Raw genomic sequence first — 22,022 nt, forward strand, 5'->3', positions numbered from 1 at the left:
CCAGTCAACCCAGGTTGTGAGGACGGAATCCGGAGGCTGGCGGTTTGTGTCCTCAAGGGACAGTTCTACGTGTTGCCGCTTCACCTTCGGCCGGACATGAGGCGTCGTACAGGCGGACGATCAACTTCTTGGAGTCGGCCTCATCCAAGCTCTGCGCGTGTAGCGCGCGAATGACCTTCTCGTAGCCCGTGATCGCATCCGTCGACTCAGCGAGCAGGCTGGAGTTCTCGGTATCCACCCACACCAGCGATTCGTACTTCGCAAAGGTCAGCTGGGTGAACGGCCCGGCAAGGCCGGCGTGCGCACCAAGTGCGGCGGGCACGATCCGGATCGTGGTGTTCGCCCACTTCGCCATGAGCAGGAGGTGCAGCAGCTGCCCGGCGTGCACCTCGGCACCACCGACTTGCAGGTGCAATGCCAACTCGTGGATGAAGAAGGTGCACGTCTTGCCGCCGCGAAGCGACTCTTGCATCGCAAGCTGCGCCTTCAGTCGAACTTGCAGCTCGGCCTCCGGCACCGTAGCGGATGCGAGTAGCACCTCACGCATGTAGTTGACCGTCTGAAGAAGCAGCGGCACCATGTGCGTGTGCCAGCTCGTCAGCGACTCGGCCGCGGCTAGGTTTTCGACGAACGTACGAAGCTCGATCGGCGCACACGTGCCGTGCTGCTGCCACCAGCCCTTAATCTCAGTCTCCGGGTACAGCGACAGCACGTGGGCACGTTCGGCGGCACCAACTCGGCAGATGCCCAGCAGTGCGGCAACTTCGAGCTGACTGGCCCCGCCCTTGCCGTTCACGACATTCGAGAGCTTCGCTTCATCCCAGTCCACGATTTCGGCGAGCCCGCGCGAGGTCAGGCCCGCACCTGCGATGGCTGCTCGAACGCCAGCACCGAACTCCCGGCCACGCGCGGTAGACATCCTCTTTGGCATCACTAGTTCCTTGCGTCAGCTCGAAGAACTCGAACGCCTTCGAGTGCCTGCTGTAGGGCTTCACGCGCCCCAAACTCAGCGGCTGCTGTGGTGTCGGTAGCGGCGATGCGCGGCTGCTCGCTGCCACCAATCGAAGTGGTCGCCGATGATCCAGGTCCATGTTCCTGCGGCGATGAAGCCGAGAATGACCGTGATCGCGATCATGGCTCGTGCCCGCGCGGAACGGCCGGAGCGCGGTGGCTGCCCTCGCGTGGGAGAGCGCGCTTAACGGCGGAACGAGCGAGCAATTCGCCGTACGTGACTGCGATGACGACGCTGATGATCAGCACGAGGACGGTCGAAAGCCCGCAGACGCAGAGCTGCGCGTTTGCCGCGAGAGTGGTCATCGCGGCTCCTTCCTGGTCGCCATGTGCTTGAGGTGTCCGGTGACGTGTCTGAGGCGGACGCGGAGTCCTCACGTCACCGGACGGTCTGACGGCTGCCGAGCAGGCATGTCAGACTGAAATCAAGATTTCATCAGCGCTCGATCAGCGGTACGGCCCGCGGGTGACATGGGACGACCTGCTGCGACCTGGGGAGCGAGGAGGGGCGATGCGGACGTTTCGCACCGTGCTTGAGCAGCGGATATGGGAACGCCGGCTGACGCTGGAGGAGTTTGTCCAGGAAGCCGAGCTGTACGCGCGCGAGCATCGGGAGCCCGGCACGCTCGGACTCCGGCACCTTCAGCGGCTTGTCGCTGGTCGACGGTCGGCCGGCGAGACTCTCGGCCAGGTGAAGGCGAGTACTGCCCGGCTGCTGGAGAGCATGCTCGGCTCGCCGGTTGACGAGTTGCTGTCCCCGCCGATGGAGCGCAGCGTTGCGAGGGTCGCGGCTGGCGTTCCCATTGAACCTGGCCTAGTGGGTGCGTTCGAGTGGCTTGACAGCTCGGCTGGCTGGCGGCCAGGTGCGACGCTCGCGAAGGTCGGCGCCGGGCTGAGGACCACTGACGTCAGGGATCTCCAGAACGACCGCGCGCGGCGCGGCAGGGCTGGTCGACGTCAGGTCGTCGATGCGGTCGGGCGGTACTACGGAACCCCTCGCACGTTCGGCGTCCGCAGTCCAGGCCTGGACGTCCGGACCAGCGTGTTCACCAAGCCCGAATGGATTGACCTGAGGTTGTCGCTCGACGCGGATCACGACCGGCTGGAGCTCGTTCAACGAACCGCGGCCGCACTCGCGATGGACGACGGATGCGCGCAGGCAGCCGTTGAGCGGCTTGTAGCGGCTGCGGCGCTCGGTGTGCGGTTCGCGAACTTGCCGCTGTATCGACTGGCGGAGATCGACGTCACCAGGCAGGGCATCGGCGGGGCTGTCGATGTGGGGTGGTTCGTCGAGTACGCACTGACGATGGACCTGCTCGAAGCGGAGCTGGCAGATACGGCGACGAGCGGCACTGGCACGTTGAATCCTTTGCGGGACAAGTACTTGCCGGATCTAGACGCGGTGCTTGACTTGGCCGGGCGCGTCAGTGCGGGCGGCGTTCTGTCGCTTGTGGCGATTGCAAGGCCAGGAGACCCGTTCCGCGGTGCCGCGGATTACGCCCTGATCGTGCAGACGCGGTCGGACCAGGTGGTAAACGCCGCCGGAAAGCTGGCGGTCATCCCGAAGGGCTTTCACCAGCCACTCACTGATCACCGTGCTGACGTACGCATCGGCGCCACGCTCCGCCGCGAGCTCGAAGAGGAGTTGTTCGGCCGAAGCGACGTGGACACCAGCGAAGTGACAACGCGGGCGGCAGCTCCGATGCACCCCGGTCGCTGGTCGGCGCCGATGCGGTGGCTGGAGGACGAGCCGGGCCGGTTGCGGATGGAGTGCACCGGGTTCGGACTGAACCTCGTAAGCGGCAACTACGAGTTCGCGACCCTCGTCGTGATCGAGGACGAGGAGTTCTGGCCGCGGTTCGGCGGGCAGCTTGAGGCGAACTGGGAGGCAGCCGGGCTGGCGTTGTACTCAAGCCTGGACGGCGAACTCATCACGGACCTGGTGCAACAGGAGGCTTGGAGCAACGAAGGGTTGTTCGCGTTGCTCCAAGGACTTCGGCGGCTGCGTGAGATCGGCGGCTCGCGGGTGAGCCTGCCGAACTTCGAGCTATCAGGTCTGTGACGGCCAGCGAACGGTCATGACGACGGAGTTCGCGAGTGCCTCCCACGAGTGGTCGACGCCAGGGCCCCACATGATGTAGTCGCCCTGACGGCTCATGGTCTTGCTGCCGTCCGTGGTGTCTACGCGGAAGTTGCCTTCCACCAACACAACTAGCGTCGTGCGCTGGTCGTCTGCGGTCCACTCCGGACGCTTGTCGCCAGCGGGGTGGGTTCCCCACTTGACCTCAACGTCCTTTTGGGAGCGGACGCCGATCGACGGGTCGATGAAGTGTCCGACCAGCCAGCCGCGGGTCTCCGTGCTGTCGTCCGCGGCGTTTCCGGCTTGCCAGTTCACGGTCACCTGATCTCCCATTCGATCTTGGGCAGGTCTACGCGGTCGCCGCCGATCTCGCGGAGGCGGCGCAGGCCCTGCAGAAGGGCGAACAGCCCTTCGTTGCTCCAAGTTACATCGTTCACGAGTTCGTCCAGCAGCTCCCTGTCGTGGCTGGAGTACTGGTGCAGGCGGGACGTTTCCCAGTTCGCCTGGACTTCGCCGCCGAAGCGGTTCCAGAACTCCTCGTCCTCGATGACGATCAGGCTGGCGAACTCGAAGTTGCCGCTCACGAGGTTGAGGCCGAAGCCTGTGCACTCCATGCGGAGGCGGCCGGGTTCGGCCAGGAGCCACCGCATCGGCTCGGACAGCCGACTTGGGTGCATTGGGTCCGCGTGGCGCTGCTCGGTCAGCGTGTTGTCGACGTCGATGCGGTCGAACAGTTCTTCCTCCATCTCGCGGCGGAGGGTGGCGCCCACCTGCGTGTCAGCGCGGACGTCGGTGAGCGGCTGGTGGAAGCCCTTGGGGATCACGGCCAGGCGGCGCGCGGCGTTGATCACGTGACCTGAGCGTTCCTGGACCAGCAGCACGAAGTCCGGTTCGCTGCGGAACGCGTCCGCTGGGCGGGCGATGGCGGTCAGAGCGAGGGCTCCGCCTGCGCAAAGGCGCTCGCCGACGTTCAGCACGGCCGAGAGGTTCGGCATGTAGGCGTTGCGGATGGGGAGCGAACTGGCGTCTGCCGGCTTGCCTGCGGTGAGCGCGTCGATCAGCTCACCTTCGAGCAAGTCCATCGTTACGACGTAGCCGACGAAGTCGCTGATGCCCACGGTGCCGGCGATCTGGTGCTTCCGCATGTCCACGTCGAGCAGCCGGAACAGCGGCATGTTCACGATGCGGTGTCCGAGGGCAAGGGATTCGGCGAGTCGTTGTGTGGCGCGGTCTGCGTTCGCCTGGCCAATGGTGACGTTGTCTGACGGGGTTACGCCGGAGAGCTTCAGCTTGTCGTGCTTCGGGAACAGCGGGCAGTCGAGGTCGAGCCAGTCTGGGTGGGTCAGCACCGTCGTTGACGCCGTGGTGTCCTGGCCGAACGTGGCGGTGTAGCGGCCGTGGCCGGTGGTTGTGGTGCCGTAGAAGTCCGCCAGCGCGCGGACTGTGTCGCGTTGGTTCAGCCTGCCGCGCCGCACGCCGCGGTCTTGCAAGTCACGGATGTCGAGCGCTGCGAGCCGAGCGGCTACCTCGCGGCGCGCGGTGCCGGGGTCCCAGCCGGTATGGGCGTCGAGCCAGTTCAGAGCGGCGACGATCGTTGCGTCCGCGGTGAGTCGTAGTTCGGCGTCTTCGGCTGCGCCTGTCGGGAGGTCGAGCGGGCCGCCGCTGATCAGCTTGGCGAAGCGGGCTTTGACGTCGTCCGGGGCCTGCTCCAGCGCGGTGTCGAGGATGCTCTTGATGTCCGCGCGGGGCTTCGTGTCCGGCTTCTGGTGCCAGGAGGCGACTGTGCGAACGCCGATGCCCAGGTGCTCGGCGAACGCTTCGTGGGTGAGTCTCATTGCGTGTTGCAGGGCACTTGCCGTTTCGCCGGTCCAGTCCACGCTCATGTTTGCGCTACCCCCGGAGCGCTGAACTTGCATTGAACATGCATCGCTCATGCATGGGTTTGCACGGCGTCGCGCGCTGGAATTGGTGCATGGAAATCAGGGCACTCAACCAGCAGAAACGCACCGCGCTACCGGTTCTCGCGAACTTGCTTCGCCACGGATGCGAGATCGGACTTCAGGTCGTCGAGGCGTTCGGTGATGTCGATCAGACGCTGTTCGACACTGTCCAAACGCGACCAAAGCGAGTCGCCGGGGTCCGTGATCGGCTCGTCTCGCTCTGGCGGGCGGCGGCCGTGAAGGACGGCGTCGAGGTGCAGCGGGTGCCAGCCCATGGCTGTAGACAAGGATTCCAGCGTTCGCGGGCCCCGCCTGCGTTCCACCGTGTGGTGCTGGATCTCGCGGACGATGGCTTGCGAGACGTTCGAACGCTCCGCGAGCTCCCGTTGACGCCAGCCGAGCTCGTTCACGCGCTCGTTGATCGCTCTGGCGACTGCCGCCCAATCCTCCGACACGTATTCCTCCGCGCTCCGCCTCAGCGCTGAGATTAGCCGCTTTTCGTTCTTCGGTGACGCGACACGGCGCATTCGGCGCTGTGCGCGAACAAACGCGCCTTCGTGCGCGCTGAAATCAGCTACATAGAGCTGAAATCATCAGCTCATTCTTTGAAGGGCCTATTCCTATGCGTACTTCTGTGTCTTCTGTTCACACCATCCGCGAGACCGCTTGGGTGCTCGGTATCAGCCAGGGACTCGTGTTTCGGGCGATCCGGCTCGGGCTCCTGACCGCTGAGCGTCAGTACGGACGTCTCGTCGTCTCCGGCAGCTCGTTGCGGCGAGTGCTCTCGGAGCCGGGGGTGCTCCGTGACTGATCTGCGGCTGGTCGGAATCGCCTGGTCGCTGGACCACCTGCGATGGGTGCCGACCGATGAGTTGACCGACGTCGTTCAGAGCGACGGACTGTGCATGTGGGCGTTCACGGACGAACCGCCGTGGGCGGAGGAGGAACTGACCGATCGCGAGCTGGCTGAACGACAGTGCGCCGGGTGCCCCGTACGCGACGAGTGCCTGGAACTGGAGTTGCGCACCGCTGGCGCTGACACGGTCGGGGTGTGGGGAGCGCTGCCGGAAGACGAGCGGCGCGAGGTCCACCAGCACTGGCTCCAACGCGGTGAACGGGCCGAGAGGGGGCCGCGTTCATGAACGCCATCAGCGTCACGCCCACTCAGGTGCTGGCCGCGGTCAGTGTGCTCTTGGTTCTGGTGTTGGTCTGGCGGGCTGGTTCTCGTCGGGCGAAGGCGGCGGCCAACGCGGCTCGGACGGGCGTTCGGCTCATGTCGCTTGGCGGGCGAGTTGTCGTGAACGCCGTGCTGATCGTCATCGTTCAGTGGGTGGTCGTCACGCACGGCGCGAACGGCTGGTTGTTGTTCGCGGTGCTCGGAGTGCCGGCGTTGCTCGCGTCGTACACGTTGACGAAGGCGCTCACGGTGACCACGTACGAGCCTCGTGGCCGTGGTGGTGACCGGAAATGAGCGAGCCGATCGAGCGGGTTGCTGTGCAGGTGGACCGGTTGTGCTGGACCGGGATTCTGCTCGGGCTCGCGTTCACGATGACGAACGTTCAGCAGTTCGCTGCGGCTGGCGCGGCCGTGTGGTCGCTCGCCTGGTTTGCGGCGTGGTTGTTGGACCCGATGGTGTCGTTGGTGCTGCTGGCGATACTCCGTGCCGAGCAGGTGACGGCTCGGCACGGAGTGCGGCTCGGTGGATGGGTGCGAGCTGCGAAATGGTTCACGCTCGGGGCCACGTACGTCATGAACACCTGGAGTGCGTTCGTGGCCGGGTCCGCAGCGCTCGTGGTGCTGCATTCCGTGCCGCCGCTCGTTGTGTTCGTCGCTGCTGAGGCTGTGACGGATCTCCGGGACAAGCTTGGGACTGCTGCGGGTGCCACGGCGGAGGCCGTGGCACCCGGTCCGCGGACATCCTTCGCGGAGTACCTGGCGGTGGCTCGGAAGGCGCGGAAGTCGAGCGCCAAGGTCTCGCCGGCATGGGTCCGTGAGGTCACCGGGTGCTCGCGCGGGCTGTCTTCGAAGCTGGCGGCCGCGTTGAACGGAGACCAGTCGTGAACGGCGAACTGGTTCCTGCCGAGCGGGTGTTGGAAGGGGAGTTGGTTGACGAGCGTGCGGCGCTCGTCCAGCGGATCGAGATGACTTGGCGCTACTCGCGGGTGGTGCCTCCGGCGCTGAAGTCTCGGGAGGCGTTGAAGCTTGCCGCGAAGGACGCGCTTGCTTGGGTGCTTCGGGCTCCGCTTCGGTGTGCGAGCGCTGTCGGTCGAGGCCTGGTGCTCGCGGCGCGCAGCTGGCGGAATTGGGTTCGGGTGCGGGACTACCGCGACGCTGCCGAGCAGTCGGAGAAGTTGGCGGACAAGTTCGTTGAGATCCGTGCTCTGACGCTGTTCCGGTGGAAGGTCACCGGGACCGTGTTGCTCGCTGGCGGCGCGGCGATGACGGTGGCGTGGCTGCTCTACGGAGACCTCGTGCTGTGGAGCGTTGGAACCGTTGGTGCGGCGGCGCTGGCAATCGTGGGGCGGGCGAAGGACGGATCACCAGGACGGAAGTCAGTACTCGCCGGGCCGCGAACGCTCACTTGGACGATGGACTCTCAGGTCCTGGTCGACGCGTTCCGGGACGCGAAGCTCATCGGCAAGGACGAGTCACTGCGGCTGGTCGAGCGTGCATCTCGGCAGGGCGCCGGGTGGGCGATCACAGTGGATCTTCCGGCCACGCGCAAGGCTGCTGACGTCGTGAAGCACCGGGAGGACCTGGCATCGGCGCTCGCGGTGGACGAGATCCAGCTGAGTGTGGAACGGGTGCGCGGCAACGGAGGTCACGCTGGTCGGGTGGCGATTTGGGTAGCCGACGAGGACCCATACGCCTCACCGCCGATCGGGACACCGTTGCTCGCGGTCGAGCGGTGGGACGCGTGGCGCCCGGTGCCCTTCGGCACCGATGCACGTGGACGGCGGATCGACTTGCCTCTCGTGTGGACGTCCGTGCTCATCGGTGCGATTCCGCGGCAGGGTAAGACGATGGCTGAGCGGCTGGCTGCGGCCGGGCTGATCCTCGATCCGTACGCACGGTTGTACGTCGCCGACTTCAAGAACGGGAAGGACTGGCAGGCCGCGGAGCAGGTCGCGCATCGGTTCATGGCCGGTGACGACAGTGAGCACGTGCTGGAGTTCCTGGACTGGCTCGTTGAGTTGGTCGCGGACGTCCAGCGGCGCTATCGGCGGATGCAGGATCTGGATGACGTGACGTGTCCCGAGTCGAAGGTGACGCCGGCTATGTCGCGTGATCCGTCGCTGGACATGCCGATCACGGCGTTGGTTGTTGATGAGGTCCACATTGCACTGGAGGATCGAACTCCCGTTGTGGTGCAGGGGAAGAAGCTCACGGCAGGGGAGCAGATCGGCGAGCTGCTGACGTGGCTCGCCAAGAAGGCTCCGGCGGCTGGGCTGGTCCTGGTGCTCGCGACGCAACGCCCGGACAGCAACACGATTCCGTCGAAGTTGCGGGCGGTGCTCGGGTCGCGGTTCGCGTTGCGGGTTATGGACTGGCGGGACAGCAACATCGTCCTCGGGGAGCAGATGAACACCCGTGGGTATGACAGCAGCAGGCTGCTCCCGTCGCACAAGGGCGTCGGCATCCTGCGGCCAGACGGAGAGACGCAAGCCGGGGCTGATGTGCTCGCGCTGACTGTGCGGACGTTCTACATGCCCAACGAGGACTGGCGGGCGATCTGTGAACGAGGCCGGGCGCTCCGGGAAGTCGAAGGCACCCTGACCGGCCAGGCTGCCGGGCAGGACGCGCCGTTGCTCCATCGCGCGGAGGTCGCGGAGGAGCTCGGCGGGCCGAGTCGCGACGAGATCGAACTGCCAGAGCCTTTGTCCGCGGTTGTGGACTACCTCGGTGACGAGCTGGACGAGCGCGAGTTCGTGCCCACGGCCGAGCTGGTCGAGGCGCTGGAGGTCGAGCCCACGACGTTCGGGAAGGACATGGGCGACCTCGGATGCCGGCCAACGAGGCAGTACGTGCAGGAAGACGAGGGCACGCGGAGGGTCAGGGGCTACCTGACGGCGGACATCCGAGCTGCGATTGTTGAAATCGGCTCGTCGGCGCTACCGAACGTGGACCGGCTATGACCGGTGACGATCAGGAACTTGGAGAGCTGAAGGTCAACCTTCCGGCGGAGCTACCTGTCCTCACCAGGAGAGTAAGCCGCATACTGCTAGATATCCTGTTCGAGCTGAGCGAGGCGGAGGCCCTGAACGGGCTTCCGGAAGGGCGGTGCGATGACTGTTGAAATCAGCCGGGACCCGTGGGCGACGCTCGACGACCTGTGGGGGATCGAGGTCAGCGAAGTCCTCGATGACGGTATCGGTCCGCTCGCGGGGTACGGCCGGTGTTCGACGGAGGACAACCAGGACCCGGCGACGTCGCGCGGCTGGCAGTTCGGCAACGCGGAGAAGTTCGTTGGGCCGTTGGGTGGCCGGATCGTTGAGGAGTACTTCGATATCGGGAAGTCGCGGTCGGTGCCGTGGGAGCGTCGAGACGAGGCGTCACGGCTGCTGGCTGCGCTGAAGAACCCTCACCGCGGTTGGAACGCCGTTGTCGTGGGGGAGGGGACGAGGTGCTGGTTCGGTAACCAGTTCTCGTTGATCGCTCCGCGGTTCGAGGCGTACGGGGTCGATCTGTGGGTGCCGGAGTTGGGTGGGAAGTACGACCCGCGCAACCCGTCGCACAAGATGCTGATGAGCGTGCTCGGTGGCATGAGCGAGTCAGAGCGTCAGCACGTGCAAGCCCGTGTTCGGGCAGCGATGGACACGCAGGTGCTCAACGAAGGACGGCACCAGGGCGGTCGAGCGCCGTACGGGTACGTGACGGTGGACGGCGGGCCGCATCCGAATCCGCGCAAGTCGGCGGAGGGGTACCGGCTGCGGGTGCTCGCGATCGATGACGAGTCCGCTTGGGTTGTTCAGCGCATCTTTGCCGAGTACTTGAGCGGAATGGGTGACCGGGCCATTGCCAACGGGCTCAACCGTGACCGGATCTTGTGCCCGTCAGCGCGGCGACCGGATCAAAACAAGCATCGGCTTGGCGACGGCTGGCAGGGCAGCACCGTGCGGGCGATCGTGGAGAACCCCCGTTACACCGGCTATGCGTTCTTTGGTCGCTCTACGAAGTTCGAGACGCTGCTCGATCCCGATGACGTGTCGGCTGGTCACGTGGTGCGGTTCAGGAAGGCCAGTCCGGATCGAGTCGTCAGGTCGCGTAATCCGGCGCATCCGAAGATCGTGGAGATTGAGGACTTCACGGCCGCTCAGCTCATGCGGAAGTCGAAGGGCAGCTTGCGGAGCGCGCGGAAGGCGGAGCGGTCCGGGCGTGCGATGAAACACCGCTACCTGTTCCGCGGACGCATCCGGTGCGACATCTGCGGGCGGAAGATGGAAGGCAGCCCGCGAAAGAAAGCTATGTATTACCGGTGTCCTGCTCGCACGCTGGCTCCGGGATCTCCCGTGCTCACGTCGCATCCCGGAGCGGTCTATTTGAGAGAGGACGCTCTTCAAGACGCGGTGAACGGCTGGCTCGGGCACGTCTTCGATCGGAAGAACCGTGATCGGACGGTCGCAGCGTTGATGGATTCGCAAGAGCCGGTGATCCAGATCGGTCGTGACGCGGCGAAGAAACGACTCGCTGAGGCGGAAGCCAAGTTGACCAGGTTCCAGAACGCCATCATGGCCGGTGTGGATCCTGCGGCGCTGGTCGAGGCGATCAACGAGGCTCAGGCCGAGCGGCTCGCGTCACGCGCGGCCCTGGACAACGTCCCAGCACCGGTGGAGGTGGACGTTGCCGAGATCTACGCAGCGATCGACCTGATAGGAGATGTCAGCGCGGCGTTGAGAGGCAGCGCGCCGACGAGACTGGAAGAGCTGTACGAAGCGATAGACCTGCAAGTTCGGTACAAGCAAAACCCCCACGTTGCTGATGTTTCCATCAACCCCGTGGGGGTGAATAACGCTGGTGTCCGAGGGGGGACTTGAACCCCCACCCCCTTTCGGGGACTAGCACCTCAAGCTAGCGCGTCTGCCATTCCGCCACCCGGACTTGTTTAGTTGTGCCTCGGCTCGCGCCGTGGTGTGTGGATAGGTTACATGATCGTCAGCGCGTGCCAAAATCGGGGGGCTGGTGCTGTGTTTGTGCTGGTTGGGGGCTTGTGGGTTGGTTAGGGTCCTGGCATGCGGGAGCTGACTGGGTGGTTGTTGGGCTCTGACCCTGCCTTGCGGTGGCAGGTTGAGCGGGATCTTGTGTTGGCGCCTGAGGGGGTTTGGCGGGCTACTCGTGCGCTGGTGGGGGTTGAGGGGTTTGGGGCTCGGTTGCTTGCCTTGCAGGGGGAGGACGGGATGTGGGCTGGTGGGGCCTTCTTTCCTGCCGGCTTTGACGGGGTGGGGGTTGGGCAGCCTTGGACGGCCACTACGTGGTCGTTGACGTCCTTGCGGGAGTGGGGGGTTGAGGCCTCGCGGCTTGAGGGGACCGTTGGGTTGTTGGCGGCCAACGCTCGGTGGGAGTACGAGGGGCGGGCCTACTGGGAGGGGGAGGTTGACTGCTGCATCAACTCGTGGACGTTGGCCAACGGGGTGTGGCTTGGGGCTCCTGTTGACGGGATCGCGCAGTGGTTCGTCGACCATCAGCTTGGGGATGGTGGGTGGAACTGCGAGTGGGTCGAGGGGTCTGTTCGGTCCTCGTTTCACTCGACGCTCAACTCGTTGAAAGGGTTGTGGGCGTACGAGGTTGCCACCGGTGGGACGGACGCGGTGAAGGGTGCTCGGGAGCGTGGGGAGGAGTACCTGCTCGAGCGGGGGTTGATACGGCGGTTGTCCACCGGGGAGGTGGTGGGGGACTTCGTCGGTGAGTTCCGGTCGCCGTTTCGGTGGGGGTACAGCGTGTTGAACGCGTTGGACTACTTCCGGGGTGTTGGGCGGAAGGATCCTCGGATGGAGAAGGCCGTGTCGGTTGTGCGGGCTGCTCGGCAGGACGACGGGACCTGGCTGCAGTTCGGGCGGCATCCTGGGGAGGTGTGGTTCGAGGTTGACGTGGAGGCTGGGGAGCCGTCCAAGTGGTTGACGTTCTTCGCGTTGCGGGTGTTGGGGTGGTGGGGGAGCTAGATCCAGCCCTTGGCTCTGGCGAAGCGGGCTGCCTCGTGGCGGTTGGCGGCGCCGGTTTTGCCCACGGCTGAGCTCAGGTAGTTGCGGACCGTGCCTGGGGAGAGGGACGCGCGGCGGGCTATTTCGTCGATGGGAGCGCCTTCCAGCGCCAGCTCCAGTACGTCTGCTTCGCGTGGGGTGAGTGGGCTGTCGCCTGCGCTGATGGCTTCCGCGGCCAGGGCCGGGTCCACGTAGCGGCCGCCTGTGTGGACGGTGCGGACGACGGTGGCCAGGACGTCTGAGGAGACGGTTTTCGGGAGGAAACCTCGTACTCCTGCTGCCAGTGCTCGTTTCAGGTGGCCTGGGCGGCCGTGGCTGGTGACGATCATGGTGCCGCAGGTGGGGAGTTCGGTGGCGAGGGACTGGGCTACCGAGACGCCGTCCAGGTCTGGCATCTGCAGGTCGATCACGGCCACGTCCGGGCGGACCACTCGGGCTGTGGCCAGGGCTTCTTTGCCGGTGGCGGCTTGGGCCACCACCTCCAGGTCGTCCTCCAGGGACAGCAGGGCGGCCATCGCGCCCCGGATCAGGTGTTCGTCGTCGGCCAGGAGGATGCGGATCATGGGAGCTCCACGGTCAGGACGAAGCGGTTCGGGGGTTCCGGGGTGGCGGTGACCGAGCCGCCCAGGGCCGCTACTCGTTCGTGGAGGCCCGTCAGGCCGCTGCCGAAGCGGAACGGGGAGGGCGACGCGCCGTCGTTGGACATGGTCAGGACCTTGCCTCGGAGCGTGATGGTGCAGGTTGTGGCCTCGCTGTGGCGCAGGACGTTGGTCACGCCTTCGCGGACCGCCCAGCCCAGGGCGCCTGCCGGTTCGCCGGCGAACGTGACGTCGCCGATCACGCGGCAGTCGATGCCGGCCGAGGCCAGGAGGGAACGGGCGCCTGCCAGTTCCACGGTCAGGTCCGCGGTGCGGTAGCCGCTCACGACGGCCCTCAGCTCGTCCAGGGAGTCCTGGGCGATCTGGCGGACCTCCAGCATCTCGTCGATGGCCGCGGTGGAACGGTCGCGGCGGGCCAGTTGGGCCGCCAGGTCTGCCTTGAGAGCGACGGCGGAGAGGTTGCGGCCCACCACGTCGTGGAGGTCTCGGGCGAAGCGGAGGCGTTCTTCGGCCACGGCCAGGTTGGCGCGGACCTCGCGGGAGCGGTCGAGTTCCCAGACGATCTTGAGCATCCAGAGCGTGGAGCGGAACGCGGCCACCAGGAACTGGAGCATCAGCGACAGGAAGAGGGCGTGGCCAGGAGGTGCGGTGAGCAACATCCAGGCGCCGCCGGCCAGGGCCACCAGGACCAGGGTGCGGGGGCGCAGGACGGCGGAGTACGTGGTGATCGCGAGGACCAGGAAGATCACCGAGATGCCGTCGCCCGGGCTGTCGGGCTTGCCGGGCAACGGGTCCGGGTACGCGACCTGGCCCGCCACGAGGATCACGCCGGTGACGACCAGGTGCGCGACCAGCAGGCGGCGGGGGAGTTCGGTGCGGCCGAGGTTGAACTCGAGTCCCAGGTGGACCAGGCGGACGCTCACGACCGTGTAGGCCAGCACCGTCGCGACCAGGACGATCACGGCGACGGTGCTGACCTCGTTGGCGAAGCTGATCAGCAGCAGTGGCGGCAGGAAGACGTACGAGAGGTAGAACGTGTAGCGGACGAACAGGTCGAACCGCGCCGCGTTGCCACGCCTGCGCCACCAGCCGAGCAAGTTCACCTCCGCGGGTCCCACCTGAACCACTTCCGCACAGCGTAGGTGCCGAGCACGATCCACACCGCCAGCACGGTCAGCGGCTTGACCACCGGGCCGTCGGCCCACGCGGCGTTCAGCAACTGCAGCACCGGGGTCAGCGGGAGGTACTGCAGGACCTTGGCGAGCACGTCCGGCAGAGCCGAGAGCGGGAACATCATCCCGGAGCCGAAGAGGCACGCCATCAGGATCGGCAGCGACGTCACCTGCGCCATCTCCACGGTGCGGGTGAACGCGGACGACGCGGCGGCCAGCAGCACGAAGACCGCGACACCGCCCAGCACGCCGAGCAGCAGGAACCACGGGCGGGACGGCAGGTCGACGCCGGTGATCACGGCGACCACGACGCAGTACAGCACCATCTGGCCCAGGGAGATCACGACGGACGGCAGCGCGGCGCCGACCAGGATCTCCGGGTCGGTCAGCTCGCCGACCCGCAGGCGCTTCAGCACGAGCTCCTCGCGCCGGGCCACGAACGTGGTCACGAGGTTGTAGTAGACCGCCATCAGCAGCGCGAACCCGACGAGGCCGACCACCAGCGGCACGCCAGAGGCGTTCACCGAGATCAGCACCGGCACCAGCAGCAACGGCATCAGCAACGAGTTGAACAGCGCGGTCCGGTTGCGCCAGAACAACTTCAGCTCGGCCTGCCCCACAGCAACGGCCCTCATGCCGCCTCCTCCGCGATCGCCAGGAACGCCTCTTCCAGCGACGCCGAACGGGCGTCCAGACCGGACAGTTCCACGTCGTTCACATGTGCCCACGCCAGCAGCTCGTGCAGCGACGACTGCAGCGAGTTGGTCCGCAGCGTCACCCGGCCCGACGACTCGGCGTCGACCACGAACGGCAGCGTCACCCCCGCCGGCGCTACGAAAGAAATGCGGGACGGGTACGCGTCCACCACTTCCGAGACCGTTCCCTGCGCCACGATCCGGCCGCGGTGCATGATCGCCAGCCGGTCGGCCAACGCCTGCGCCTCCTCCAGATAATGCGTTGTCAACAGAACGGTCACGCCTTCGCGCAAAAGGGCACGAATCAGTTCCCAAGTGTTCCGGCGGCTTTCCGGATCGAGTCCGGTGGTCGGTTCGTCGAGGAACAGCACCTCGGGTTTTCCGAGCAACGCCAGCGCGAGATCGAGCCGGCGCCGCTCACCCCCGGACAGCTGCTTCACCCGCACCGACGCCCGGTGCGCGAGGTCGACCATCGACAACGCCTCGTCGACCGGCCGCGGCGACGTCAGCGTCCCCGCCCACATCCGCGCCGCCTCGGACACGGTCAGATCAGGCGGAAACCCGCCCTCCTGCAGCATGACGCCCATCCGCGGGCGCACGGCCGCGCGCTCCGCGAACGGGTCGTGGCCCAGCACGCGCACGGTCCCCTCCGCCGGACGTGAGAGCCCTTCCACCACCTCCACCGTCGAGGTCTTCCCCGCACCGTTCGTGCCGAGCAACGCGAACATCTCGCCCCGCTCGACCTCAAATGAGACGCCCCGGACAGCTTCGAATCCTCCGCTGTACCGGCGGGTCAGCCCCCGCACCTCGATCGCTGTCATGAGCCCACGATCTCGGGAAACACCGGGAATCGGCAGTGCGGTCCCACATCAAATGCCCATGACAGATGTCATGGTCGCCATCTGAGGGGTTTCCCCGCGTCCACTCTCGACGGTCCCGATCTCCCCTAGTCTCGATTCCGGTGACCGGTGGTCACCATCGGAATCCGGCGAGTGGCAGGGGCTCGCCGGATCCCGTCAGATCCGAGGGGAGTCGTCACGTGCAGGAACTTCTGCGCGGACGCCACGGGGAGCTCGCCGCGCTGCGGGCCGCGTTCGAGGCCACCGCCTCACGCGGACGGCTCGCGGTCGTGCGCGGTGAGCCGGGGAGCGGACGTACCGAACTGTTGCGGCAGGCGGCGGCGCTGTGGCGCGCCGAGGGGGTCGCGGTCGTGGCCGCGCTCCGGCCCAGATCACGGGCGGTCGTGCTGCTCGACGACGCGGACCAGCTCGCCGAGCCGGTGCTCTCCGCCACCGCGTTGCGCATGCCCGGCTGTCTCGTCGTCGCCGTCACCCGAGACAACGCCGAGCTGGCCGAGATCGCGGACGTGGTGATCGACCTGTCGCCGTTGCCCGACGACGTCGTCACCGAGCTGATCACCACGCGCGACCCGCTCGACATCAGCGTCGTCGAAGGGCTCAGAACCGCGCTCGGCCCCCTCTACGGCAACCCCGGCACGGTCCTCGCCACGCTCAGGAACGCGGACCTGACCTGGGTCGGCGACCGCGTGTTCCTCACGCACGACCGGATCAGCCTGCCCGGCGACCACCCGCTGCTCGAGCACGTCCACGGCCTCGCCCAGCGCGTCGCGCTGCTGTGCGTGGTCCGGGACGGCATCGAGGTCTCGGACCTCAGGCTGCTGGCCGAGGACCAGGCGAGCTGCGGCCGCGCCCTCGACGACCTGGTCGAACGCGGTGTGCTCACGCACGACCTCAAGGTGCTGTGCCCGGCGCTCGCGAACGCCGTCGTGGACCAGAGCGGCGAGGACACGGTCCGCCGCGTGCACGTCGCGCTCGCCGCCGGCACCGCCGACCCGGACCTGATCGCACTCGCGGGCCCGGACCTGCCGGAAGCGCGGAAGTGGGCCGCGTGGCTCGGCAACCGCGCCGTCGAGATCCAGTCCAGCGATCCGCAACGGGCCGGGCGCTGGCTCGCGGCCGCGGTCCGGATGACCGACTCGCAGCCGTGCGGCAGGCTCTTCCACAGCGCGATGACCGCGCTCGTCGCCACCGGCCAGGACGACCTGATGCGCACCGTCCTGGACGATCGCCCGGACGACGACACGACCACCGACGCCGCGACGATGCTGTTGCTGCTCAACGGCGAGACGGTCGACACGGCCGATGGCCCTGCCTCCGACCTCGCACGGTGGTGGATCGGCGAACGCCCGGACTGGACGCCTCTGCCGATGAACGCTGACCACCAGGACGCCGTCATCACCCACGCCGAGCTGAACGCGATCTACCACGCACTCAGGTTCGACGCCCAGGCTCTCCGCACGGCGCTGAAGTTCGTCCGCCACGACCAGGCCAAGGAACGCTTCGACGAACTAACCGAGGCCGGCACGGCCGGTGACGTCGCCACGGTCCTCGAACTCGTCCTCGGCACGCGGTACCGCACACCCGACCACGGCCCGTTGAAGCTCTATCAGCGCGTGGTCCGCGCCTACGCCAAAGCCGACTTCACGACCGCACTGCAGACGATGCGCCAACTAGAGCTCACGCGCCCGATGCCCACCCACCACCTGGCGCGCGTTCTCGCAGCGGCGATGCACACGGCGCGAGGGGAGAACCGGCAGGCGCACGGCTGGCTCGCCAGGGTCAGCAACGACATCCGGTACGCGCCGGTCAAGGCCATGGTCGAGGCCAGGCTCCAGCACCGCGCGGGCGACTCCGAGGGCGCGGTCAACCTGGCCTGGCGCACGATCAGCCTGGCCAAGCACGCGGGCGTCAGGCCCGGCATCGGCCGATTAATGCTTCTCACGCTGCAACTGGCGCTGCGCAACGGCGACGAGCACATCGCCCGCGCCGCCCTCGCCGACATGACCGCCCTGCACCGGCAGGACGACTGCCGCGCGACGCACCAGATCCTGTTGCTGGGCAGGGGTCTGCTGAACCGCGACCCGGCAGAGGCCGCGCGGGGCGCCGACCTCGTGCGCCAGCGCGGCCACAAGCCCGACCTGCTCTGGGCGTGCCACGTCCTCGCCCAGTTCTGCGACGACCCGCGCCAGGTCGTGCGCGAGCTGCACGCCATCGCCAGGGAGGGCGGGGCGGCGTTCCTGCTGCCGGCCAAGGTGTCGGCGTTGATGCGCAGCTTCGGCGTGGCCGCGCCGAAAGCCACCCAGAGCGGCCTCACCACCACGGAGCTGCGCATCGTCGAGCTCGTGCGCGCGGGTCAGACGAACCGCCAGATCGCCGCGGAGCTGGAGGTCAGCGAGAAGGCGGTCGAACACCACCTCACCCGCCTGTTCCTGCGCACCGGCGTCCGGTCCCGCGTGGAACTGGCCGCCGCGAGCCTGGCGGGCAGGCTCGATGACCGAGGAGCCACCGGATGATGGGCACGCTCAACCCCACCGGCGCCTCGGCCCTCATTGCGCGCGAGGACGCGCACACAAGCGTGGTGTGGCCGTTGCTGTCGGGGAGCACGCGGCTGGTCCTGGTCACCGGGTCCGCGGGCATCGGCCGCACCGCCTTGCTCAACGAGGTCAGGGACACGCTGGAACAACAGCGCGTGCGCACAGCGGACGTTCCTCTGCTGCGCGCCGACCGCGGCCGCCCTCAGGCCGTGGTCGCCCGTGTCACCGAAGAGCTCGCACGGTGGACACGGCCGCCCGCGCTTTTCCTCGACGACCTGCACCGCCTCGACCACGACACGCTGCGCGCGCTGCTCGACGCCCTACCCGGACTGGGCACCAGCGTCGTCGGTAGCTACCGCACGCCCGTGCGTCTCGAACACACCGATCTCACCGATGCGTTGCACACGAACGGACTGACCGAGGTCGTCCCGCTCGCGCCGCTGAACCGGTCCGAGGTCAGCCACATGGTCACGGGCCTGCTCAACGTCGCCGCGGACGCCGACCTGGTGGGCCGGCTGCACGAGGACAGCCGCGGGGTGCCCGGTCTGGTCGACCTGGCCGTCGACACCTACCTGCGCGGTGACGCGCTGCGGATCATCGACCGCACCGCCTACCTGGTCGGCGAGCCGCGCGGCACCGGCCACCGGCACGCGGCCGTCGAGCGGGTGAGGGCGCTCGGCGACCTGCACTGGCGGACCGCGAAGGCGATGGCCGTGCTGCACCCACTCGGCCCGGTCGCCGCAGAGCTCCTCGACGACGCCGGCGCGTTGCCCGACCTCGAAGCGGAAGGTGTGCTCGTACGGCGCGATGGCGGCTGGCGGTTCCGTGCGCCCGTGCTTGCCCACGCACTGATGGCGAGCATCGGCCCGTACGAGCGCAACGACCTCGGATGGCGTGCGGTCAGCGCGATCTGGGACGGCAGGGCGTTCGTCCAGGACCCCGGCTACCTGCCGGACCGCCTGATCGACGCGGGCGGGTTCGCCGACCGGGAGAAGGCCGCGAGCCAGCTGCTGGCCGCCGGACGCGCGGGCGTGCTGCGCGACCCGTCCGCCCGGCGCTGGCTGCACGCGGCGGCCGACCGGGCCACGAGCCCCGCGCAACGGGCCGAGGCGTTGTTCACCCACGCCGTGGCGTGCAGCGTGCACAACGACATGGCAGCCGCACGTGCCAGTGTCGAGGTCGCGCTCGAACGGTCCGACGAGTTCGCCCCGGACCAGTTGCAGGAACTGCACCTCATCCGGCTCGTGGGCATGTGCGCGGCGGGGGACCGGGCCGGGTTGCGCAAAGTCGCGGACACCACGTGGCGCACCTTGCCCGGCGGTGCGTCCGCGCGGTTCATCGACCGTGCGGTGGCGCTGTGCTACACGGACCGATGGGATGAAGCGGCGACGTTGCTCGCGAGCACGCGCACGATGTGGCGGCTGGGCAATGCGGCCACGGTGACGTTCGGCGAGCTGTTCGGCATGAGCGCGGCGCTGATCACCGGGCGGATGGCCGAGTTCGAACGGATCGTCACCGACCCCGCGCTGTGCCCGCTGCACGCCACCGAACGGGACCGGCCCGCCGTGAAGTCGTCCGTGGCACGTGCGTTGCTGCTGGCGGGGGAGGCGGCCAGGGCGCGCCGGGTCCTCGAGGGCGAGCGGTTGTTCGCCTCCGACCAGGCACTGCTGGAGGTCGCGGAAGGCCGCTGGGACGACGCTCTCGGGCACGCCCGCAAGGCGCTGGTCACCGGCTCGACGCTCGGCGCGGTCATCGCGCACACGGCACTGGCCCGCGATCTCACCACGATGCTGCTCGCCCGCGCGAAGCTCACCCGTGCGCGCGAGGTCATCGCGGAGGTGCGCGCGGGCCAGAACGTCCTGCCGCACGTCCTGGACGCACCCGAAGCCGATCTCGAACTGGTCCTCGGCGCCCGCGACAAGGGCCGTCAGGTGCTGCGCCGCGGGCTCGCCTACGCGGCCCAGCACGCCATCGTCCTCGGCACCGACGAGCTGCACCTGCGGCTCGCGGTCCTGTCCGTGGAGGACGGCGACCACGAGGACGCGGCGGCCCGCGTGGAACAGCTCGCCGGCATCGCCGAGCGGATGGACACCGGCCGCGCCCACCGCAACCACCTGCTCGCACGTGCTGTGACCTGGCGCGACGAGGCGGCCGTCGAGGAGGTGCGGCGGATCGTCGTGGAACGGGGACAGCCGCACGAGATGGCGCGGACGTGGACGACGTTGGTGGCGTTCCGGCTCGTCGAACCGCAGCTGCTGCGCGAGGCCTACGAGCTGTGCGGCTCCATGGACGCGTTGCTGCCCAGGGCGTTGCTGCGGCACATGATGCGCGAGAACGGTGTGGCGGTTCCCGGCCGTGCGGCGACCACGGCCGAACAGGAGCGCTTGCTCGCCTCGCTGGTGGCCGAAGGGCTGACGAACCGCGAGCTGGCCGGAGTGCTGCGGACGACGGAGAAGAGCGTGGAGGCGCGGCTGACCCGGTTGTTCCAGCGCACCGGCTACCGGTCGCGGGTGGAGCTGGCGACGGCGATGCTCACGGGGGAGTACCACTGACGAGCTTGATGCTCAGGAGAGCGTTCCGCCGACGAGCGCGTCCACCACCACGGACGCCGGTTCGGAGAGGTTGAGCCACGCGACGACGACGCGTTGCCGTTCCCGTGAACGCACACGGATCACCTGCACGCCGTTGGGCACCAACGTCGCCAACGGCTCGGGCAGCGTCGTGATGCCCGCACCGGTCGCCACGAGCTGAAGCTTCGCCAGCCAGTCACGGGCCACATGGGCGACCACGGCCCGTTCGTCCAGGCCCGGCCACACGCCGAACCCCGGCGGCCCGGCGATCCACGCCCAGCCGCGCAGATCGGCCACGTCGATGAAGTCCTTGTGCGCCAGCGGATGCGTCGACGGCACGGCCAGCAGCAGCTCGCGTTCGTCGAGCACCTTCGTCCGCAACGCCGGCGTCTCGTCGTCCAGCGGCGGGAACGGCGGCTCGGACGCCAGCACCGCGATGTCCACCGTGCGCGCCCGCAACGCCCGCACCAACGACGCCGTGGTGCCGTCACGGGTCGTCACGGTCAACGCGGGATGACTGCGCCGCAACGCCGCCAGCGCGGACGGGACCAACGTGCCGCCCGCGCTGGTGAACCACCCCAGCCGCACGGTGCCCGCGGTCGCCGGCAACCCGGACAGCTCCCGGCTCGCGGCGTCGAGTTGCGTCAGCACCAGGCCTGCGTGCCGCAGCAGCACATGCCCGGTATCGGTCAGACGCACGCCATCGAGCTGACGGTCGAACAACGGCGCGCGCACCACCCGTTCCAGCGCGGCGATCTGCCGAGACACCGCCGAGCGCGTGTACCCCAGCGCGGCGGCCGCGGCGCTCAGCGAGCCCCGCTCGGCCACCTCCTGGAACACCCGCAACGCCACCAGCGGCACCGCACTCAGGTCCATGACAGACCTGTATACGGGCTACGGGTGGTATCGCCCCTGAATCTCGGTGATCTCGCCGTCGCCGTTGAACGTCAGCCGCGGCGCGTAGACGGGTTCCCTCTTCGCGAGGAAGTCGGCCCGCGCGCACGGGGCGTCGCCCATGCCGAGCCACGTGAGCGTCAGTCCCTCTGCCTGCCCGCACCCGAACGGCGTGCGGATCACGACGTCGTCCGCGAGCCGGGAGATGTGCTTCTCGCCGGGCAGCTCGTGCACGGCCGAGTTGTTCTCCTCGGCCGGCCTGATCTCACCGTCTACCCAGGTCACCGTGCCTTCGGGGCTGATCGCGGTGATCACCGCGACGTCCGTCGTGTCCGGCAGGGTCCACCAGATCGCACCGGCCACGACCGGGACCGCGGCCGCGGCCGCCCAGATCCATCGCTTCACGAGCTGTTCGACGCGTCATCCGCCCGAGGGGTTGCCCGGCCGGTTGCGGAGATCAGATCAAGGTCG

General features: G+C 67.9%; 21 protein-coding genes and 1 tRNA gene. 9 read left to right on the plus strand and 13 right to left on the minus strand.

The window, feature by feature from the left end; translation table 11 throughout:
- Nucleotides 1-52: 52 nt before the first annotated feature.
- From ACQEU1_RS04105 to ACQEU1_RS04115, 3 genes are all read right to left on the minus strand, one after another.
- On the minus strand, nt 53-931 hold the full coding sequence (locus ACQEU1_RS04105; RefSeq protein WP_433196359.1) for a helix-turn-helix domain-containing protein: 879 nt from the start codon (nt 929-931) through the stop codon (nt 53-55).
- Nucleotides 932-1,006: 75 nt separating this feature from the next.
- On the minus strand, nt 1,007-1,135 hold the full coding sequence (locus tag ACQEU1_RS04110) for a hypothetical protein (RefSeq protein ID WP_433196361.1): 129 nt from the start codon (nt 1,133-1,135) through the stop codon (nt 1,007-1,009).
- On the minus strand, nt 1,132-1,317 hold the full coding sequence (locus ACQEU1_RS04115; RefSeq protein WP_433196363.1) for a hypothetical protein: 186 nt from the start codon (nt 1,315-1,317) through the stop codon (nt 1,132-1,134). The genes ACQEU1_RS04110 and ACQEU1_RS04115 overlap by 4 nt, the downstream gene beginning before the upstream one ends.
- Before the next feature lie 205 nt (nt 1,318-1,522).
- On the opposite strand from ACQEU1_RS04115, the gene ACQEU1_RS04120 reads away from it, so the two are divergent.
- Nucleotides 1,523-3,073 carry a transcriptional regulator gene (locus ACQEU1_RS04120; RefSeq protein ID WP_433196365.1) on the plus strand — a complete coding sequence of 517 codons (1,551 nt, stop codon included), beginning with the start codon at nt 1,523-1,525 and terminating at the stop codon, nt 3,071-3,073.
- Here the strand turns inward: ACQEU1_RS04120 and ACQEU1_RS04125 are convergent.
- The 3 genes from ACQEU1_RS04125 to ACQEU1_RS04135 form a co-directional block, all read right to left on the minus strand.
- A complete protein-coding gene (locus ACQEU1_RS04125; protein WP_433196367.1) occupies nt 3,062-3,412 on the minus strand; it encodes a signal peptidase I in 351 nt (116 codons plus the stop codon). The two genes, ACQEU1_RS04120 and ACQEU1_RS04125, sit on opposite strands and share 12 nt — an antisense overlap.
- Entirely contained in the window at nt 3,409-4,974 is a 1,566-nt protein-coding gene (locus ACQEU1_RS04130) for a transcriptional regulator (protein ID WP_433196369.1), read from the minus strand. Before ACQEU1_RS04130 ends, ACQEU1_RS04125 begins: the two co-directional genes overlap by 4 nt.
- Before the next feature lie 128 nt (nt 4,975-5,102).
- Nucleotides 5,103-5,486 carry a helix-turn-helix domain-containing protein gene (locus tag ACQEU1_RS04135; protein WP_253325605.1) on the minus strand — a complete coding sequence of 128 codons (384 nt, stop codon included), beginning with the start codon at nt 5,484-5,486 and terminating at the stop codon, nt 5,103-5,105.
- A 348-nt stretch (nt 5,487-5,834) separates the two neighbouring features.
- Here ACQEU1_RS04135 and ACQEU1_RS04140 point away from each other — a divergent pair, with 348 nt between their 5' ends.
- The 5 genes from ACQEU1_RS04140 (at nt 5,835) to ACQEU1_RS04160 (ending at nt 11,066) form a co-directional block, all read left to right on the plus strand.
- Entirely contained in the window at nt 5,835-6,173 is a 339-nt protein-coding gene (locus ACQEU1_RS04140; protein WP_433196371.1) for a WhiB family transcriptional regulator, read from the plus strand.
- A gap of 155 nt (nt 6,174-6,328) precedes the next feature.
- Nucleotides 6,329-6,502, plus strand: coding sequence for a hypothetical protein (locus tag ACQEU1_RS04145; RefSeq protein WP_433196373.1), 174 nt, complete (start codon nt 6,329-6,331; stop codon nt 6,500-6,502).
- Nucleotides 6,499-7,092 carry a hypothetical protein gene (locus ACQEU1_RS04150; RefSeq protein ID WP_433196375.1) on the plus strand — a complete coding sequence of 198 codons (594 nt, stop codon included), beginning with the start codon at nt 6,499-6,501 and terminating at the stop codon, nt 7,090-7,092. The genes ACQEU1_RS04145 and ACQEU1_RS04150 overlap by 4 nt, the downstream gene beginning before the upstream one ends.
- On the plus strand, nt 7,089-9,167 hold the full coding sequence (locus ACQEU1_RS04155) for a cell division protein FtsK (RefSeq protein ID WP_433196377.1): 2,079 nt from the start codon (nt 7,089-7,091) through the stop codon (nt 9,165-9,167). Before ACQEU1_RS04150 ends, ACQEU1_RS04155 begins: the two co-directional genes overlap by 4 nt.
- A gap of 150 nt (nt 9,168-9,317) precedes the next feature.
- Nucleotides 9,318-11,066, plus strand: coding sequence for a recombinase family protein (locus tag ACQEU1_RS04160; RefSeq protein WP_433196379.1), 1,749 nt, complete (start codon nt 9,318-9,320; stop codon nt 11,064-11,066).
- On the opposite strand, the gene ACQEU1_RS04165 is transcribed toward ACQEU1_RS04160, so the two are convergent.
- Nucleotides 11,045-11,130 (minus strand) — tRNA-Leu (locus ACQEU1_RS04165). The two genes, ACQEU1_RS04160 and ACQEU1_RS04165, sit on opposite strands and share 22 nt — an antisense overlap.
- A 131-nt stretch (nt 11,131-11,261) precedes the next feature.
- On the opposite strand from ACQEU1_RS04165, the gene ACQEU1_RS04170 reads away from it, so the two are divergent.
- A complete protein-coding gene (locus ACQEU1_RS04170) occupies nt 11,262-12,188 on the plus strand; it encodes a squalene cyclase (RefSeq protein ID WP_433196381.1) in 927 nt (308 codons plus the stop codon).
- Here ACQEU1_RS04170 and ACQEU1_RS04175 read toward each other — a convergent pair.
- The 4 genes from ACQEU1_RS04175 to ACQEU1_RS04190 are packed head-to-tail and all read right to left on the minus strand — an operon-like array spanning nt 12,185 to nt 15,514.
- Nucleotides 12,185-12,790: a response regulator gene (locus ACQEU1_RS04175; RefSeq protein ID WP_433196383.1), complete on the minus strand. Its 606-nt coding sequence runs from the start codon at nt 12,788-12,790 to the stop codon at nt 12,185-12,187. The two genes, ACQEU1_RS04170 and ACQEU1_RS04175, sit on opposite strands and share 4 nt — an antisense overlap.
- Nucleotides 12,787-13,953: a sensor histidine kinase gene (locus tag ACQEU1_RS04180; RefSeq protein ID WP_433196385.1), complete on the minus strand. Its 1,167-nt coding sequence runs from the start codon at nt 13,951-13,953 to the stop codon at nt 12,787-12,789. Before ACQEU1_RS04180 ends, ACQEU1_RS04175 begins: the two co-directional genes overlap by 4 nt.
- On the minus strand, nt 13,926-14,633 hold the full coding sequence (locus ACQEU1_RS04185; protein WP_433196387.1) for an ABC transporter permease: 708 nt from the start codon (nt 14,631-14,633) through the stop codon (nt 13,926-13,928). Before ACQEU1_RS04185 ends, ACQEU1_RS04180 begins: the two co-directional genes overlap by 28 nt.
- Nucleotides 14,630-15,514, minus strand: coding sequence for an ABC transporter ATP-binding protein (locus ACQEU1_RS04190; protein WP_433196389.1), 885 nt, complete (start codon nt 15,512-15,514; stop codon nt 14,630-14,632). The genes ACQEU1_RS04185 and ACQEU1_RS04190 overlap by 4 nt, the downstream gene beginning before the upstream one ends.
- A gap of 218 nt (nt 15,515-15,732) precedes the next feature.
- Here ACQEU1_RS04190 and ACQEU1_RS04195 point away from each other — a divergent pair, with 218 nt between their 5' ends.
- Nucleotides 15,733-18,066, plus strand: coding sequence for a helix-turn-helix transcriptional regulator (locus tag ACQEU1_RS04195; RefSeq protein ID WP_433196391.1), 2,334 nt, complete (start codon nt 15,733-15,735; stop codon nt 18,064-18,066).
- The gene (locus tag ACQEU1_RS04200; protein ID WP_433196393.1) at nt 18,063-20,639 is read left to right on the plus strand and encodes a hypothetical protein; all 2,577 of its coding nucleotides are present in this window, start codon (nt 18,063-18,065) and stop codon (nt 20,637-20,639) included. Before ACQEU1_RS04195 ends, ACQEU1_RS04200 begins: the two co-directional genes overlap by 4 nt.
- A gap of 12 nt (nt 20,640-20,651) precedes the next feature.
- Here ACQEU1_RS04200 and ACQEU1_RS04205 read toward each other — a convergent pair whose 3' ends face one another.
- Nucleotides 20,652-21,533 carry a LysR family transcriptional regulator gene (locus ACQEU1_RS04205; protein WP_433196395.1) on the minus strand — a complete coding sequence of 294 codons (882 nt, stop codon included), beginning with the start codon at nt 21,531-21,533 and terminating at the stop codon, nt 20,652-20,654.
- A gap of 18 nt (nt 21,534-21,551) precedes the next feature.
- A complete protein-coding gene (locus tag ACQEU1_RS04210) occupies nt 21,552-21,956 on the minus strand; it encodes a hypothetical protein (protein WP_433196397.1) in 405 nt (134 codons plus the stop codon).
- Nucleotides 21,957-22,022 lie beyond the last annotated feature (66 nt).

The organism is Lentzea sp. CA-135723 (assembly GCF_050936595.1).
In the GTDB taxonomy this organism is placed as follows: domain Bacteria; phylum Actinomycetota; class Actinomycetes; order Mycobacteriales; family Pseudonocardiaceae; genus Lentzea.

Excerpts from the sequence above, each read along its gene's own strand:
- ACQEU1_RS04190 (WP_433196389.1), bottom strand. The coding sequence starts at position 15,514 with ATGACAGCGATCGAGGTGCGGGGGCTGACCCGCCGGTACAGCGGAGGA.
- ACQEU1_RS04200 (WP_433196393.1), top strand. The coding sequence starts at position 18,063 with ATGATGGGCACGCTCAACCCCACCGGCGCCTCGGCCCTCATTGCGCGC.
- ACQEU1_RS04110 (WP_433196361.1), bottom strand. The coding sequence starts at position 1,135 with ATGATCGCGATCACGGTCATTCTCGGCTTCATCGCCGCAGGAACATGG.
- ACQEU1_RS04120 (WP_433196365.1), top strand. The coding sequence starts at position 1,523 with ATGCGGACGTTTCGCACCGTGCTTGAGCAGCGGATATGGGAACGCCGG.
- ACQEU1_RS04175 (WP_433196383.1), bottom strand. The coding sequence starts at position 12,790 with ATGATCCGCATCCTCCTGGCCGACGACGAACACCTGATCCGGGGCGCG.
- ACQEU1_RS04150 (WP_433196375.1), top strand. The coding sequence starts at position 6,499 with ATGAGCGAGCCGATCGAGCGGGTTGCTGTGCAGGTGGACCGGTTGTGC.
- ACQEU1_RS04130 (WP_433196369.1), bottom strand. The coding sequence starts at position 4,974 with ATGAGCGTGGACTGGACCGGCGAAACGGCAAGTGCCCTGCAACACGCA.
- ACQEU1_RS04205 (WP_433196395.1), bottom strand. The coding sequence starts at position 21,533 with ATGGACCTGAGTGCGGTGCCGCTGGTGGCGTTGCGGGTGTTCCAGGAG.
- ACQEU1_RS04115 (WP_433196363.1), bottom strand. The coding sequence starts at position 1,317 with ATGACCACTCTCGCGGCAAACGCGCAGCTCTGCGTCTGCGGGCTTTCG.
- ACQEU1_RS04105 (WP_433196359.1), bottom strand. The coding sequence starts at position 931 with ATGCCAAAGAGGATGTCTACCGCGCGTGGCCGGGAGTTCGGTGCTGGC.
- ACQEU1_RS04170 (WP_433196381.1), top strand. The coding sequence starts at position 11,262 with ATGCGGGAGCTGACTGGGTGGTTGTTGGGCTCTGACCCTGCCTTGCGG.
- ACQEU1_RS04160 (WP_433196379.1), top strand. The coding sequence starts at position 9,318 with ATGACTGTTGAAATCAGCCGGGACCCGTGGGCGACGCTCGACGACCTG.
- ACQEU1_RS04185 (WP_433196387.1), bottom strand. The coding sequence starts at position 14,633 with ATGAGGGCCGTTGCTGTGGGGCAGGCCGAGCTGAAGTTGTTCTGGCGC.